The sequence below is a fragment of the Sphingopyxis sp. NJF-3 genome, assembly GCF_053514865.1.
This window is the reverse complement of the sequence record NZ_CM130726.1, coordinates 1130078-1146248: the sequence shown is the minus strand read 5'-3', so window position 1 is coordinate 1146248 and position 16171 is coordinate 1130078. Positions and strand designations below refer to the sequence as shown.

Annotated in this window: 13 protein-coding genes; 6 read left to right on the top strand and 7 right to left on the bottom strand. The window is 68.0% G+C overall.

Annotation, left to right across the window (positions count from 1 at the left end):
* Positions 1–46: 46 nt before the first annotated feature.
* The 3 genes from ACOTSS_RS05325 to ACOTSS_RS05315 form a co-directional block, all read right to left on the bottom strand.
* A complete protein-coding gene (locus ACOTSS_RS05325; protein ID WP_448690488.1) occupies positions 47–2155 on the bottom strand; it encodes a malate synthase G in 2109 nt (702 codons plus the stop codon).
* 103 nt (positions 2156–2258) lie between these two features.
* Complete coding sequence (locus ACOTSS_RS05320) at positions 2259–3458, bottom strand: GGDEF domain-containing protein (RefSeq protein ID WP_448690487.1); 1200 nt, start codon at positions 3456–3458, stop codon at positions 2259–2261.
* 403 nt (positions 3459–3861) lie between these two features.
* Positions 3862–5571, bottom strand: coding sequence for a chloride channel protein (locus ACOTSS_RS05315; RefSeq protein WP_448691294.1), 1710 nt, complete (start codon positions 5569–5571; stop codon positions 3862–3864).
* A 131-nt stretch (positions 5572–5702) separates the two neighbouring features.
* Here ACOTSS_RS05315 and ACOTSS_RS05310 point away from each other — a divergent pair, with 131 nt between their 5' ends.
* Positions 5703–6146: a MarR family winged helix-turn-helix transcriptional regulator gene (locus tag ACOTSS_RS05310; protein WP_448690486.1), complete on the top strand. Its 444-nt coding sequence runs from the start codon at positions 5703–5705 to the stop codon at positions 6144–6146.
* A 16-nt stretch (positions 6147–6162) separates the two neighbouring features.
* Here the strand turns inward: ACOTSS_RS05310 and ACOTSS_RS05305 are convergent, their stop codons facing one another.
* Positions 6163–6813, bottom strand: a complete 651-nt coding sequence (locus ACOTSS_RS05305) for a cation transporter (RefSeq protein ID WP_448690485.1) — start codon at positions 6811–6813, stop codon at positions 6163–6165.
* Positions 6814–6952: 139 nt separating this feature from the next.
* Between ACOTSS_RS05305 and ACOTSS_RS05300 the strand changes: the two genes are divergently transcribed.
* The 5 genes from ACOTSS_RS05300 (at position 6953) to ACOTSS_RS05280 (ending at position 11742) form a co-directional block, all read left to right on the top strand.
* Entirely contained in the window at positions 6953–8161 is a 1209-nt protein-coding gene (locus ACOTSS_RS05300) for a hydrolase (RefSeq protein WP_448690484.1), read from the top strand.
* A complete protein-coding gene (locus ACOTSS_RS05295; protein ID WP_448690483.1) occupies positions 8158–9159 on the top strand; it encodes an arginine N-succinyltransferase in 1002 nt (333 codons plus the stop codon). Before ACOTSS_RS05300 ends, ACOTSS_RS05295 begins: the two co-directional genes overlap by 4 nt.
* Position 9160: 1 nt before the next feature.
* The gene (locus ACOTSS_RS05290) at positions 9161–10408 is read left to right on the top strand and encodes an N-succinylarginine dihydrolase (RefSeq protein ID WP_448690482.1); all 1248 of its coding nucleotides are present in this window, start codon (positions 9161–9163) and stop codon (positions 10406–10408) included.
* Between the two features lie 279 nt (positions 10409–10687).
* Positions 10688–10936: a hypothetical protein gene (locus ACOTSS_RS05285; protein ID WP_448691293.1), complete on the top strand. Its 249-nt coding sequence runs from the start codon at positions 10688–10690 to the stop codon at positions 10934–10936.
* A 50-nt stretch (positions 10937–10986) separates the two neighbouring features.
* Positions 10987–11742, top strand: a complete 756-nt coding sequence (locus tag ACOTSS_RS05280; RefSeq protein ID WP_448690481.1) for an alpha/beta fold hydrolase — start codon at positions 10987–10989, stop codon at positions 11740–11742.
* Here ACOTSS_RS05280 and ACOTSS_RS05275 read toward each other — a convergent pair.
* The 3 genes from ACOTSS_RS05275 to ACOTSS_RS05265 all read right to left on the bottom strand — a co-directional run bounded on the left by ACOTSS_RS05275 (position 11693) and on the right by ACOTSS_RS05265 (position 15981).
* On the bottom strand, positions 11693–12730 hold the full coding sequence (locus ACOTSS_RS05275; protein ID WP_448690480.1) for an alpha/beta fold hydrolase: 1038 nt from the start codon (positions 12728–12730) through the stop codon (positions 11693–11695). The two genes, ACOTSS_RS05280 and ACOTSS_RS05275, sit on opposite strands and share 50 nt — an antisense overlap.
* Before the next feature lie 61 nt (positions 12731–12791).
* The gene (locus ACOTSS_RS05270; protein WP_448690479.1) at positions 12792–14411 is read right to left on the bottom strand and encodes an MFS transporter; all 1620 of its coding nucleotides are present in this window, start codon (positions 14409–14411) and stop codon (positions 12792–12794) included.
* A 190-nt stretch (positions 14412–14601) separates the two neighbouring features.
* Positions 14602–15981 carry a DEAD/DEAH box helicase gene (locus tag ACOTSS_RS05265; RefSeq protein WP_448690478.1) on the bottom strand — a complete coding sequence of 460 codons (1380 nt, stop codon included), beginning with the start codon at positions 15979–15981 and terminating at the stop codon, positions 14602–14604.
* Positions 15982–16171 lie beyond the last annotated feature (190 nt).

Sequence of the window (16171 nt, the reverse complement as noted above, 5' to 3'; positions counted from 1 at the left end):
CTACCCATCCCCCGGCCGGCTGGCAATCCCGCAGGAGCGCGCCGCCTTACGCCGCCTTCTTCGCCTGCCGGAACCTGTGCAGCAGCGGCTCGGTATAGCCCGACGGCTGCGCCGCGCCCTCGAAGATCAGCGCGCGCGCCGCCTGCCAGGCGATGCCGTCAGGGGTCAGCTTTTCATAAAGCGGGTCGCCAGCGTTCTGCGCATCGACCTTCGCCGCCATCCGCGCAAGCGCCGCGTCGACCTGTTCCTCCGTGCAGACGCCGTGGAGCAGCCAGTTGGCGAGCGCCTGCGAACTGATCCGCAGCGTCGCGCGATCCTCCATCAGCCCGACGTCGTCGATGTCGGGCACCTTCGAGCAGCCGACGCCCTGGTCGATCCAGCGCACGACATAGCCCAATATCCCCTGGCAATTATTGTCGAGCTCGCGGGTGACCTCGGCCTCGCTCCAGTTGCGCCCGTTCGCGACGGGGATGGCGAGCAGCCGGTCGAGCCCCGGAACCGCCTCGCCCGCGATCTCCTTCTGCCGCGCGAACACGTCGACCTGATGATAGTGGAGCGCGTGCAAGGTCGCCGCGGTCGGCGACGGCACCCAGGCGGTGTTCGCGCCCGATTTGGGATGGCCGATCTTCGCCTCGATCATCGCTTTCATCAGGTCGGGCATCGCCCACATGCCCTTGCCGATCTGCGCCTTGCCCGAAAGCCCGCAGGCCAGCCCGATGCGGACGTTGCGGTCCTCATAGGCGGCGATCCAGTCCGACGCCTTCATCTCGCCCTTGGGGATCATCGGCCCGGCCTGCATCGAGGTGTGGATCTCGTCGCCGGTGCGGTCGAGGAAGCCGGTGTTGATGAAGACGATGCGGTCCTTCACCGCTTCGATGCAGGCGGCGAGGTTGGCGCTGGTGCGCCGCTCCTCGTCCATCACCCCGACCTTGATCGTGTGGCGCGCGAGGCCGAGCATGTCCTCGGCCGCATCGAACAGACGGTTGGTGAAGCCGCATTCCTCGGGCCCGTGCTGCTTGGGCTTGACGATATAGATGCTGCCCGCGCGGCTGTTGCGGAGCGTGCCGAGTCCCTTCAGATCGTGGAGCGCGCAGAGGCTGGTGATCACCGCGTCGCAGATGCCCTCGGGCGCTTCGGCGCCGTCCGGCAGCCTGATCATCGGCGTCGTCATCAGATGGCCGACGTTGCGCACGAACATCACGCTGCGGCCATGCAGCGCGAAGGCTTCGCCCGACGGCGACGTCCATTCGCGGTCCGCCGCCATCGCGCGCGTCACGGTTTTGCCGCCCTTGTCGAAGCTCTCGACGAGATCGCCGCGCATCAGCCCGAGCCAGTTCGTATAGCCGAGCGCCTTGTCCTCGCCGTCGACCGCGGCGACGCTATCCTCGAGGTCGATGATCGTCGTCAGCGCCGCCTCGAGCAACACGTCGGCGATACCCGCGGGGTCGGTCTTGCCGATCGCGCTGTCCGGATCGATCACCAGTTCGATGTGCAGGCCATTGTGGCGGAGCAGGATGCCACCGGGCTTGCTCCCCACCCATTGCGCGGGATCGGCGAGCACCAGCTCCCCGCCCTGCCAGTCGGCCCAGCTCCCCGACGCGAGCGGCACCGCCTCGTCGAGGAACGCCTTCGCCCGCACGATCACCGCCGCGCCGCGCGCCGCGTCATAGCCGCCGGGCTTCGCCGGCGGCGCGTCGAGCGCATCGGTGCCATAGAAGGCATCGTAAAGGCTGCCCCAGCGCGCATTGGCGGCGTTCAGGGCGAAGCGCGCATTGAGCGCGGGGACGACAAGCTGCGGCCCCGCCATCGTCGCGATCTCGGGGTCGACATTCGCGGTGCCGACCGCGAACGGTGCCGGCTCGGGAACCAGATAGCCGATCTCGCGCAGAAAGGCCTGATAGGCGTCCGCGTCGTGCGCCTGCCCCCCACCAGATTCTTTGGCGCGCGCCTGGTGCCAGGCGTCGATCTTCGCCTGCAGATCCTCGCGCTTGGCGAGCAGCGCCGCATTTTCGGGCGCGAAGCGGCCCAGCAGCGCGGCGAAATCCGCCCAGAAGGCATCGGCGTCGAGCCCGGTTCCGGGAAGCGCCTTCTCCTCGATGAAGGAGACGAGGCGCGAATCGACCGACAGGCCGCGGCGATCGAGAAAATCAGTCATGCAAACACCCTATGGTCGGCGCGAACGCGCATGGGATCCGGGGAGGAAGGGCCCGCGCCCTATGGCGCGAATGGCGCACGATGGCAACCGCCCCGCGCGACGATCAGCCCGACAGCTTGCGCACCCCCACCGGCGTGGGTGTCGGGGGCAGTTCGCCGAACGCGACGCACACCTTGTTCCGTCCGCCTGCCTTCGCCCGGTAGAGCGCGGCATCGGCGCGGCGCGACAGGTCGAACAGGGTATCGCCCGGCATCGCCTGCGCGACGCCGAAAGACGCCGAGACCGTGCCGTCTATCCCCAGCGCGGCGAAGGACGCGGCGCGAAAGGCGCGGCGCGCGGCGTCGGCCTGGCGGCGCCCTTCGGCAAGGTCGGCGCCCGTGAGCAGCACGGCGAACTCCTCGCCGCCCAGCCGGCTCACCACCGCGCCCTCGGCCACGGCATGGCGAAGGACATCGGCGAAATGGGCGATGACGCCGTCGCCGGCCGCATGGCCATAGCCATCGTTGATCGCCTTGAAATGATCGAGGTCGGCGGCGATCAGGACCGCGGGCGCTCCGGAGCGCAGCGCGCGCTCGATGCGCCGCTCGGCGTGCCGGTCGAAACCGCGCCGGTTGAGCAGCCCCGACAGCGAATCGGTTTCGGACCGGACCAGCATCTCGGCCGTCGCATCGCGCATCATCACGAGTAGCAGGACGAGCGCGAGCGCGACCAGCGTCACCGCCCCCATGCTCTGCGAAATCGCGGCATAGGTCGATGTCATATAGGCTTGCGGCGTGCTCGCCGCGCCGATCGTCCAGGCGATCAGCGGCTTGGTCGCATAGAGCAGCGCCGACAGGACCGCGAGCCCGATCAGAAGCAGGTCGAGCGCCTGGCGCCGCCCCGATCGCAGGACTACGAAGCCGAAGAGCAGCTGCGTCGCGACATAGGGGAATTGGTAAAGCACCCGGCGCAGCACCGAAGCCGCGGGCATGGAGAAGAGGAAGGGGATGGCAAGAAGGCTGAGGCCCCAGATCGCGGCCAGCGCTTTCCAGGGCGGCACGACATCATAGTGGCGCGCGACGCCGATCAGGCAGAGGGTGAGCGCGAGCAGGAAGGTCAGGAAGATGCCGATCCCGACCGGCGCGGGATTCGATTGCATCCGCAGCAGGAATTCGAGCGCCGCGTCGACGATACCCATCGCATAGCCCGACGCGATCCACACCGCGCCGCGCGCCGGCCGGTTCGTCGCGGCCACCACGCCAAAGGCAATGGCGAAGATGCCCGCGATGACCATGTTGATGCCGAGGACGAACGCCGCTGTCATATCGCGGCTTGCTTAGCGAATTTCCGCGCTCGCCGCGCGGGGGAATTTCCCGTCGGCGCAATTATTTGGGGATCGTATCGCGCGCGAATGCCTCCGGTCACAACCGGTTGCGGCCGGGAAGACGACGTTATTTTAATCGTCATCCCGGACTTGATCCGGGATCCATTCACGCAGCGCTGGAGGAGTGGATCCCGGATCAAGTCCGGGATGACGAATATCTAAAACCGACCGCTTCGCGACATTCCGCGTCTCATAATCTCGTCATTCCCGCGAAAGCGGGAACCCAGTGTGGGGGCAGCCGACGGACGCTCTGGGTTCCCGCTTTCGCGGGAATGACGAAGGTAGGGGATGTCACCTTCCCACCCCAAAGCCGACGCGCGTTCAAACGCGACCCAATCCCCGTTTATTCGCTCGCCCCCGGCGCCATGAAGCTCGCGCGCGCGGTTTCGGTCTGGCGGTGGCTGTGGCGCGCCTTCAACAGGTCGTGGCGCGACAGGATGCCGACGACCCGGCGCGTCGCCGGATCGACGATCGGGATGCGCCCGACCCCCGATTCGACGATCAGGTCGGCGACCTGCCCGACCGGCGTTTCGGCATAGGCGACCGGCTGCGCGGCGTCGGAGACGAGGTCGGCGAGCGTGCGGTCGGCGGGCATGTCGGCGACCCGCCAGCCGAGCGCGTCGGTGCGCGACGCGAGGCCGAGCAGCCGCCCGGCGGCATCGACGACCGGATAGCTGCGATGGTCGGCCTGTTCGGAGAAAAAGCGCAGCGCGTCACCGACCGTCATCGTCCCCGGCAGCGTCGCGGGATCCGCCGTCATCAGGTCGCGCGCCTGCATCAGGTCCATCGGGTCGACGACATATTCCTGGCGGATGTGGCGGCCGCGCCGCGCGATCTTCTCGGTCAGGATCGAGCGGCGCATGATCAGGACGCTGACCGCATAGGCGGCGCCCGCGCTCGCGACGGTCAGCGGCAGCGCCTCGAACAGCCCCGTCACCTCGGCGGCGAACAATGCGCCGGTCAGCGGCGCGCGCATCGCCCCGCTCAGGATTCCGGCCATGCCGACGAGCGCCCAGACGCCGGGATTGCCGAGGATCAAATGCCCCGCCAGCGCGCCGGCCGCGCCGCCGAGGATCAGCAGCGGCGCCAATATGCCGCCCGAGGTCCCCGACCCCAGAGCGACCAGCCAGACCACACCCTTGACGATCAGCAGCGCGAGCACGACGCGCAGCCCCAGCGATCCGTCGAGCAGCGCCTGGATGCTGCCATAGCCCGCGCCGAGCACATGCGCGTCGATCAGCCCGCCCAGCCCGACGACGATGCCGCCGATCGCGGGCCACCACATCCAGTGGACGGGCAGCCGGTGGAACATGTCCTCGATGCGATAGAGCAGCGCCGACAGCAGCGTCGCCTGCAGCCCCACCGCCAGGCCCAGCGCGCCGGCTGCGGCCAGCGCGGGGCCGATAGCGGGCAGGCCCGCCGTCATCGGGAACATCGGCCCGCTGCCGACCAGCGCCGGCCGGCACGCCATCGCGACCAGCACCGCCGCGACAACGGGAACGAAGCTGCGCGGCTTCCATTCGAACAGCAGCACCTCAAGCGCCAGCAATATCGCGGCGAGCGGGGTACCGAAGATCGCGGTCATCCCAGCGGCGGCGCCCGCGACGAGCAACGTCTTGCGCTCGGCGGCGCTCAGGCGGAAGCATTGCGCGAACAAGGACCCGATCGCGCCGCCGGTCATGATGATCGGCCCTTCGGCGCCGAACGGGCCGCCGCTGCCGATCGAGATCGCCGAAGAGATCGGCTTCAGGATCGCGACCTTGGGCGACAGGCGGCTCTGACCATAGAGGATCGCCTCGATCGCCTCGGGGATGCCGTGACCGCGGATCTTGTCCGATCCGAAGCGCGCCATCAGCCCGACGATCAGGCTGCCGGCAACGGGGATCGCGACGACCAGCAGCCCCACCGACGCGTCGGTGATCGCGGCATGATCGGTCGAGAAACGCCCGAACCAGAAGATGTTGGTCGCGAGCGCGATCAGCTTCAGCAGCACCCACGCCCCGATCGCGCCGCCCGCGCCGACGACGAGCGCCATCGCGGCGAGCAACAGCATGCGCTTGTCGGCGCTATGGTCGGAAAGCTTGGGTGCGGTGGCGGCGGATTGCGATGACACTTTTTGTCCGGCATTGGAGGAACGGGCGCCCGCGCCCATATATCGCAATGCGATATAATTCAATTCCGAGGATGACGATGCCGGAAATCGCCGATTCCCTGTCCGACGCGGACTCCGATTCCCTGTCCGACGCGGACTATGCCGCCCTATCCGATTTCCGCCATGCGCTGCGCCAGTTCCACGCCTTCAGCGAGGCGCGCGCCGCCGAGCAGGGGCTGACGCCGCAACAGCATCAGGCATTGCTCGCGATCCGCGGCGCGGCGCCCGGGGCGCCGACGATCGGCACCGTCGCGCAGCGGCTGATGCTGAAACCGCACAGCGCGAGTGGCCTCGTCGACCGGCTCGAGCTTCTCGATCTCGTCCGCCGCGAAGTCGCCGCCGACGACCGCCGGCGCGCGACGCTGCACCTCACGGAGAAAGCGCACGCGGTGCTGCGTTCGCTGTCGGCGGCGCATCGCGACGAGATCCGCCGCCTCCGCCCGGCGCTCGAAGACATGCTGCGCCATATCGGCTGAGCGGCACGAAAGGCCGCTATGCGGCGTCGCGCACTGCCCGCCGTTCCGCCGCCACGCTCGCCAGTTCGCCGCGCGCCTGGCGGACGATCTGCCACCCGCCGCTGATGCCGAGCGCGGCGAGAATCGCCGCGACGATGATGTCGGGCCAGCCGGTGCCGGTGCCGAACACACCAAGCGCCGCCGCGACCACCGCGATATTGCCGATCGCGTCGTTGCGCGAGCAGATCCAGACCGAGCGGCGATTGGCGTCGCCGTCGCGGTGGCGCCACAGCATGATCGCGCAGGCGATATTCGCCGCGAGCGCGAGGACGCCGATCGCGCCCATCGTCTCTGCATGCGGCAGTGTGCCCGCGAGCGCCATCCAAAGGGTGCTGCCGAGCACCCACAGGCCGAGCAGGAGCAGCGATGCGCCCTTGAACCACGCAGCGCGGGCGCGCCATTGCAGCGCGAGCCCCGCGACGCCGAGGCTGATCGCATAATTGGCGCTGTCGCCCAGGAAATCGAGCGCGTCGGCTTGCAGCGCCGCCGACTGCGCCGCGACGCCGCCCGCGATCTCGACCGCGAACATCGCGGCGTTGATCGTCAGCGCGATCCACAGCACCCGCCGCCACGCCTTGTCGTCAATCGGCAGCGTCGTTTCGGTTCCGCCGCAGCAGCCGCCAGCCATAGGGTCTCCTCCGGATTCGTCCGAAGCAGCATTCCACAGGACCGCCGCTACGGCAACAGGGCCGGAACCGGCATGACAAAATGATGTCGGCGAGTCAGCGGGGGTGCAAAAGCATCGCGACGCTCGCTATAGGCGGGCCATGACCAGCCTCACCGCCACCGAAACCGCGACGCTCGATCGCGCCGCCGACGCGCCGATGCTGGCGCAGGTCGAGCGCTGGGCGGCGGTGAACAGCGGCACCGGCAATCTTGCGGGGCTGAAGACGGTCGCGGGCCTGCTCGCCGACGCCTTTGCCGCGCTGCCGGGCGAGGTCCGGCTGATCGCGCCGGCGCCGGTCGAGAGCGTCGATCCCGCCGGGACGGTGCGGACGACCCAGCGCGGCGATCACCTCCACCTGCGCGTTCGTCCCGACGCCCCGGTGCAGTTGTTGCTCACGGGCCATATGGATACGGTTTTCGCCGCCGACCATCCGTTCCAGTCGCTCCAGTGGCTCGAAGACGGCGTTCTCAATGGCCCCGGCACCGCTGACATGAAGGGCGGCATCGCGGTGATCCTCGCGGCGCTGTCGGCGCTCGAAACCTCGCCGCTCGCGAGCCGCGTCGGCTATGACGTGATGATCAACAGCGACGAGGAGACCGGAAGCCACGCCTCGGCTGGCCTGATCGCCGAACTTGCCGCGGGCAAGACCGCCGCGCTCACCTACGAACCCGCCCTTCCCGACGGCACGCTCGCGGGCGCGCGGCCGGGGAGCGGCAACTTCAGCATCCTGATCCACGGCCGCCCGGCCCACGCCGGCCGCAACCCGGAGGAGGGCCGCAACGCCCTCGTCGCCGCCGCCGACCTGGCGCTGCGACTGAATGCGCTCAAATCATTGGAATTAAAGGTTAATCCTGCAAAGATCGACGGCGGCGGTCCCAATAATGTCGTCCCCGACCAGGCGATCCTCCGCATCAACCTCCGCCCCGCGACCCCCGAGGCGATGGCGGCCGCCGAAGCCGCGCTCCGCGACACTATCGCCAACATCGAACGCGACCATGACGTCCACTGCCACCTGCACGGCGGCTTCAACCGCCCGCCCAAGCCGCTCAACCCCGCCGCGACGCGCCTGTTCGAGCTGGTGCGGACATGCGGCGTCGCGCTGGGCATCGACATCGCATGGAAAGCGACCGGCGGCGTATGCGACGGCAACAATATCGCCGCCTGCGGCATTCCGGTGGTCGACACCATGGGGCCGCGTGGCGGCGCCATCCATAGCTCCGACGAATTTCTGATCGCCGGGAGCCTTGTCGAGCGGGCGCAATTGTCGGCGCTCACCATGATGAGGATAGTAGAACGGGGGACGGTGTGAACTATGTGATCCGGGCAGCCAAGCCGGGCGATTTGCAGAGCATTTACGAAATGGCGAAGCTGACGGGAGGCGGCTTTACCAACCTGCCCCCCGACAGGCTGGCGCTGCGCGCCAAGCTCGAGCGCGCCGAGGCGAGCTTCGCCTGCGACAAGGAATATCCGTCGGACGAGCTCTATCTGCTCGTCCTCGAAGACACCGACAGCGGAGAGGTGCGCGGCACCTGCCAGATCTTCGGGCAGGTCGGCCAGCGCTGGCCCTTCTATTCCTATCGCATCGGCACCGACAGCAAGCATAGCGAACAGCTCGGGCGCACCTTTCACGCGCAGATCCTGATGCTGAGCAACGACCTCAACGGGTCGAGCGAGGTCGGCGGGCTGTTCCTGCACCCCGCGGCGCGCGCCGGCGGGCTCGGCCTGCTGCTTGCGCGCTCGCGCTACCTGTTCATTGCACGCCACCGCGCGCGCTTCGGCGACCGCGTCCTTGCCGAGTTGCGCGGGGTGATCGACGAGGCCGGCGGGTCGCCCTTCTGGGACGGGGTTGCGGGCAAATTCTTCGGCATGAATTTTCAGGAGGCCGACCAGTTCAACGCGGTCCACGGCAACCAGTTCATCGCCGACCTGATGCCCAAGCACCCCGTCTATATCGCGATGCTGCCCGAAAGCGCGCGCGCGGTGATCGGCGTCCCGCATCCGAGCGGGCGCGCGGCGATGCGGATGCTGGAGAATGAGGGCTTCGCCTTCGAAAATTACGTCGACATCTTCGACGGCGGCCCGACGATGACCGCGCGCACCGATCAGGTCGTGAGCGTGCGCGACGCAAAGCATGTCGAGGTCGCGGGGATCGGCGACGGCGGCGAGGAGGCGCTGATCGCGACCGGGCAGCTCGCCGATTTCCGTTGCTGCTTCGGCCGAGTTGGCGCCGACAGCGCGATCGATGCAGCAAGTGCGGCGCTGCTCGGGGTCGGAAAAGGCGACGCGATCAGTTGGATCGGGCGCTGAGATGCTCACCGAAATCAATTTCGACGGGATCATCGGCCCGACGCACAATTATGCCGGGCTGAGCCGCGGCAATATCGCCTCGGCAAGCAACGCCGGCGACGTGTCGCAGCCGCGCGCCGCGGCGCTGCAGGGCGTCGAGAAGATGCGCCACAATCTTGCGCTCGGTCTGCCGCAGGGTTTCTTCCTGCCGCTCGATCGCCCCGATGCCGCCTGGCTCGAAGCTTTGGGAACGACCCTTGACGCCGCCGAGCCGCATTTGCGCGCGCAGGCGTGGTCGGCGTCGTCGATGTGGGCAGCCAATGCCGCGACCGTCTCGCCCGCACCCGACAGCGGCGACGGCAAATGCCATCTGACCGTCGCCAACCTGGTCACCATGCCGCACCGCAGCCACGAATGGCAGGGCACGCTCGCGCAGCTTCGCCTCGCTTTCGCCGATCCCGCCTTCACCGTGCACGGCCCTGCCCCCGCTCCCTTCGGCGACGAGGGCGCGGCGAACCATATGCGGCTGTGCACCGGGCACGACGCGCCGGGGGTCGAGATTTTCGTCTATGGCGTCGGCGGCGGCCGCTTTCCGGCGCGCCAGCATCTCGACGCGTCAAAGGCCATCGCACGGCACCATCGCCTCGATCCGAAGCGTACGCTCTTCATTCGCCAGTCCGACACCGCGATCCAGGGCGGCGCTTTTCACAATGATGTCGTCGCGGTCGCCAACGAACATGTGCTCTTCACCCACGAAACCGCCTTTCACGACCGCGCGGCCGCGCACGCCGATATCCGCGCCGCCTTTCCCGAGGTCGAGATCGTCGAGGTGCCCGCTGACGCGGTGAGCCTGGCGGAGGCGATCAAATCCTATCTGTTCAACGCCCAACTCGTCAGCCTGCCCGGCGGCGGCATGGGACTGGTGCTACCGACCGAAGCGAAGGAAACGCCCGCGGTGTGGAACTGGCTCGAGGCGCATGTCGCAGGCAACGGCCCGATCCGGACGCTGCTCCCGGTCGACGTCCGCCAGTCGATGGCGAACGGCGGCGGCCCCGCCTGCCTGCGGCTGCGCGTCGTCGCCGATCCGGCGCGGGTCGATCCGCGCTTCCTCGCCGACGAGGCCAAGCTCGACGGGATCGCCGAAGTCGTGGCGAAGCACTGGCCCGAGACGATCGCGCCGGGTGATCTGGCTTCGGCGGCGCTGGTCACCGACGTGCGCCGCGCGCGCGCGGCGTTGCTGGAGGCGGTTGGATTGTCGACGCTGCTCTGACGGGGGCTTTCGACCGGTTGCTGCCATATCCGACGTGTACCCCGGCGAAAGCCGGGGCCCAGGGCTTCGTCGCGCATCCCTAGCTTTTTATCGCCCTGGACCCCGGCTTTCGCCGGGGCACACAATGGAATGGAAACGTCCGCTTCCCACCCCAAAACCGACCATTAACCATCAACTGCCCTTCCCACGCTTGTCGGATTAACTTACAGTTTACCATAAGCTCGGCGCGCCGATTCCCCAATTTCCGCCAGTGGCATGGCTTTTGCTGGACCGACGATGATGTGGACCAAAATCAAACGACTCTTCGTCATCAAGACCCGGTTCGAGGCCTGCCTGATCATCTATGCGCTCGGCGTCGGCGCGATGGCGCGCGGCATGGCCTATCTCGACCATTATCCGGGGATCGGCGGCAAATTGCTGCTCGTCGCGTGCAGCGGCTCGGTGTTCCTCGCGGGCGCGAAGATTTTCGACTGCCTGCGCTATGAACAGGCCGCGAAGGAGGCTGCGGCGTCCCAGCCTGCGACATAGGCGGCGCCCGGACTTTCCCCCGTCATCAGGATATGCCAAGGCAGCCCGCGATGAGCAGGATCGCCGGCAACCCCATTCTCGACGTGCAGCGCGCCTATGGCCTGGCGCTGCGCGTCGCGCGCTGGCGGGAGGGCGCGGCCGGGACGCCGCTCGTCTTCCTCAATGGCATCGGCGCCGACATCGCCGCCGCCGCGCCGCTGCTCGCGCAGATATCGGGGCGCGAGGTGTGGACGCTCGACATGCCCGGTGTCGGCGGCTCGCCCGATGCGCTGATGCCCTATGGCGCGCCGACGATGGCGGCGATCGTGATGGAGATCGCCGACCGCTTCGGCCACGACGCGATCGATCTCGCGGGCTTTAGCTGGGGCGGCGCGCTGGCGCAGCAGATCGCAGTCCAGTTTCCGGGGCGCGTCCGCCGCCTCGTGCTGATGGCGACCACTCCGACGGTCGCGGCGCCGGGAATCGGCTGGGCGGCGCTGCTCGACGACGACATGCTCGCGAGCGGACTCAAGCTGCCGACCGCGACCCCGCTCGGCCTCGCCTATCAGGCGGCGGCGATGGCGGGCTGGACGAGCGCGCCGATGCTGCCGTCGCTGAAGAATCTGCCGACGCTGGTCCTGATGGGCGAACGCGACGGCGTCGTCCCGGCGTGCCACGGCCAGACGATCGCCGAGCTGATCGACGGCGCGGTGCTGGAGGTGGTGCCGGGGTCGCACCTCTTCCCCTTTACCCATGCCGCGACGGTCGCGGCGCGGATCACGGCGTTTCTGGACCAACCGCAGACGGCGGCGCGAGCCGCCGCTTGAGGAAATCGGCGATCGCCGCCGCGGTCGCGTCGGGCGCCTCCTCCATCGGCAGATGACCGATCCCGCCCAGCAGCACGACCTCCGACCCCGCGATACGCTCGTGGAAGGTCTCGGCCGCGCTCGGGTTGATCAGCCGGTCCTCCTTGCCGAACAGGATCAGCGTCGGCGCCTTGATCGCTCCGATCCGGTCGGCCATCGCCGGTTCGCGATCGAGCTTCGCGCGGAGCGAGGTCGCCTCGCGGTTGCCCGGAAAACGCAGCAGCTCCCAATAGCGGTCGACCATCGCGTCATCGACGATCTCCTGCCGCGCGACCGACCCGCGCAGCGATTTTTCGACCAGCGCGCGCGGCGTGATCTGGCTCGCGAGCCAGCGGCCGAACGGATATTGGAGCAGGCGGAAGCCGACGTTCGACGGGGCGCGCTTTTCGCCCTTGCGCAGCGGCATGCCGGCGGCGTCGAGCAGCAGCAGCGCATCGACCCGGCCGGGCTCGGCGAGCGCATAGCGCCAGGCAACCCAGCCGCCCATCGAATTGCCGCCGAGAATGAAATGATCGAGGTCGAGCCGCGCCGCGACGACGTCAAGCGCGGCGATCATGCCATCGGCGCCATAATCCTTGTCGGGCGTCGCGCCGGTCAGCCCGTGACCGGGAAGGTCGAGCGTCACGACGCGATAGCTTCCGCCGAGCCGCTTCACCAGCGGCTCCCACGTCTGAAGGCTGCTGTTCGAGCCGTGGAGCAGCACCATCACCGGCCCGTCGCGCCGGCCCTGGTCGCGATAATGGATGCGTTGCCCCGCCGGGCCCAGCGCGAACTGGGCATCGGGACCGCCATATTTGGCGATCATCGCGTCACGATCGGTATCTGGGGTGCGCAGCGCGAGGAAGGCAACGAGAATCGCCAGTAACACGCCCAGCGGGACCAGGACGCGCTTGCGCCGCAGGAGCGGGCGCCGCGGCGGCGGCCCCTCGAATTCGTCATCGTCGATCATAAAGCCCTCCCCGACCCGCCTTCGACCCTAGCGGGTGGCCGGGCGGGGTCAATCCGCGCGGCTAATGAATCGGGCGGCGGAAGGTTTCAGGAAGGAACAGCAGGCCCACGACAAGGGTCAGCAGCGCGACCGCGACCGGATACCAGAGCCCGTAGTAGATATTCCCCGTCGCCGCGACCATCGCGAAGGCGGTCGTCGGCAGGAAGCCGCCGAACCAGCCGTTGCCGATATGGTAAGGCAGCGACATCGCCGAATAGCGGATGCGGCTGGGAAAAAGCTCGACGAGCAGCGCGGCGATCGGGCCGTAGACCATCGTCACGAGCAGCACGAGCCAGAAGAGGATCGCGACGACGAGCGGCTTGTCGATCGTCTCAGGGTCAGCCTTTTCGGGGTAGCCCGCCTCGGCCAGCAATCGTGGGAGCGCGACACCGAAGCTCGCCTTGTCGGTAACGGGAAGCACGTCTTCGCCAACGTGGACCACCGCTCGACCATCATAGGTCCCATCCTCATTGGAGTAAGGAATCCCCGCCTTGGCCAGCCCGGACTTGGCAATATCGCAGCCGGTCCGGTCGAACGAGGTTCGGCCGATGGGGTCGAACTGGAACGAACAAGTCTCTGCATGGGCGAACACGACGACGGGCGCGCGCTCTTGCGCTTCGGCGAGTGCCGGATTGGCCGCGGCGGTCAGCATCTGGAAGGCGGGAAAATAGGTGAGCGCCGCCAGCGCGCAGCCGGCGAGGATGATCGGCTTGCGCCCAATGCGGTCGCTAAGCCATCCGAAGAGGATGAAAAAGGGCGTGCCGAGCGCGAGCGCGACGGCGATCAATATGTTGGCGGTCGCGCCGTCGACCTTCAGCGTCTTTTCGAGGAAGAAGAGCGCGTAGAATTGCCCGGTGTACCAGACGACCGCCTGGCCCGCGACCGCGCCGAGCAGCGCGACGAGCACCCATTTGAGGTTGATCCAGCGACCGAAGGCTTCGGAGAGCGGCGCCTTCGAGGTCGTGCCCTCTTCCTTCATGCGGCGGAATACCGGACTTTCCTCGAGCTGGAGGCGTATCCACAGCGAGACGCCGAGGAGGATGACCGAGACGAGGAAGGGGATGCGCCAGCCCCAGTCCGCGAACGCCTCCTCGCCGACGAGGAAACGCGTCGCGATGACGACGAGCAGCGCCGCGAACAGGCCGAGCGTCGCGGTGGTCTGGATGAAGCTGGTAAAGAGACCGCGCTTCCCCTCGGGCGCATGTTCCGCGACATAGGTCGCGGCGCCGCCATATTCGCCGCCGAGCGCGAGCCCCTGCACGAGCCGCAGGACGACGAGCAGGATCGGCGCCGCGACGCCCACCGCCGCATAGCTCGGCAGGACGCCGACGAGGAAGGTCGACAGGCCCATCAGGCCCATCGTCACGAGAAAGGTATATTTGCGCCCGACGAGGTCGCCGAGCCGGCCGAAGACCAGCGCGCCGAACGGCCGCACCGCGAAGCCCGCGGCGAAGGCGGCGAGCGCGAAGATGAAGCCGGTGGTTTCGTTGACCCCCGAGAAGAACTGCGCCGAGATGATCGTCGCGAGCAGCCCGTAGAGGTAGAAATCATACCATTCGAAGACGGTGCCGAGCGACGAGGCCAATATGACCTTGCGCTCGCTCTGCCGCGCACCCACCGCCTCTGCCGCGCCGTTCGTCATTCGCTGCCCCCTCATGCCCTCAATGGCGCGAAGGTAAACGGTGTCCGCATCGCGTCAATGCCGCAGATATGATCTGTGGGGAGCCTTCATTGCGACCTCGGCGAAAGCCGGGGGAAGCAATCCAGGGCAGCCTTGCACCGCTCTGGATTGCTTCGTCGCTACGCTCCTCGCAATGACGAGAGTCCGAATATCAACCGACGCGGGTCACCGCTCCCTTGTGCGCGCCGACGCCGCCGCGGCGCGGACGAAAGCGGCGCTTGCGCTGGCCCTGGCCGTCGGCGGCGGGCGCCGCGTCGTGGCGCGGGCCGCGATCGCCGCGTGGCTTGCCGCCGTCACGCTGGCGCTGCGCGTCCTCGCGCTGGCGCTGCGGATCGCGGCCCTTGCCGCCGGTGTTGCGCGGCGGCTGGGCGGGCTTGGGCAGGTTGCGGACCATTTCCGAAAAGCCCTCGGGCAGCTTGACCGGCTCGGCGCGGGTACGCGTGACGCGCTCGATATCGCGCAGATAGGCCTTTTCGTCGGGGGCGACGAAGCTGATCGCGATGCCTTCAGCCCCGGCGCGCGCGGTACGGCCGATGCGGTGGACATATTGTTCGGGGACGTTCGGGATTTCGAAGTTGATCACATGGCTGACGCCCGACACGTCGATGCCGCGCGCGGCGATGTCGGTCGCGACGAGCAGGCGCACCTGCCCCGAGCGGAAGGCCTGGAGCGCGGTGGTGCGCTGTGCCTGGCTCTTGTTGCCGTGGATCGCATAGGCCTGGATGCCCGCGCCCGCGAGGTGGCGGACGACGCGGTCGGCGCCGTGCTTGGTGCGGGTGAAGATCAGCGCGCGGTCGATGTCCTCGGTTTTCAGAACATGGTGGAGCAGCGCCTGCTTCTCCTTCTGCTCGACGAAGGTGATTTGCTGGCGGACCTTTTCGGCGGTCGTCGCCTGCGGCGCGACCGAAACCGTAACCGGATCGTTCAGAAACTGGTCGGCAAGGCCCGCGATCTCGCGCGGCATGGTGGCCGAGAAGAACAGATTCTGACGACGCGACGGCAGCAGCTTGGCGACGCGGCGCAGCGAATGGATGAAGCCCATGTCCATCATCTGGTCGGCCTCGTCGAGGACGAAGATTTCGACATCGTCGAGGCGCAGCGCGCGCTGGTCGATCAGGTCGAGCAGGCGGCCCGGCGTCGCGACGAGAATATCGACGCCTTGGCTGAGGTCGCGAATCTGCTTGTTGATCGGCACGCCGCCAAAGACGGTCGTGACGCTGAGCTTGGTGAAACGGCCATAGTCGCGGCAGCTCTGCGCGATCTGCGCAGCAAGCTCACGCGTCGGCGCGAGCACGAGCATCCGGCAACCGCGCGGGGTGGGCCGATGCGGATAGGTCAGCAAGTGATGGATCGAAGGCAGCGAAAAGCCCGCGGTCTTGCCCGTGCCGGTCTGCGCGATACCGCACAGGTCGCGGCCCTTCATCAGCGGCGGAATCGCCTGGACCTGAATCGGGGTCGGGATGGTGTAATCCTTGGCGGCAAGCGCGCGATTGATGTCGGCATGCAGGCCAAAGTCATTAAAAGTCGTCATAAAATACTCACATAGGGCGACGCGCAGGCGCATCCGTTCGTATCGAACGGACGGCGCACGGCCGCGGGTTCGAAACGACCCGCGTGAAAGGGTGCCTCTGGGGACAAAGCGCACTTCCGGCTCGTCCCGCGCCTGAAACGGACGGGAAAATCACGCTGCCGGTGGTTGCGGCGGATCGATCCGCCATGCT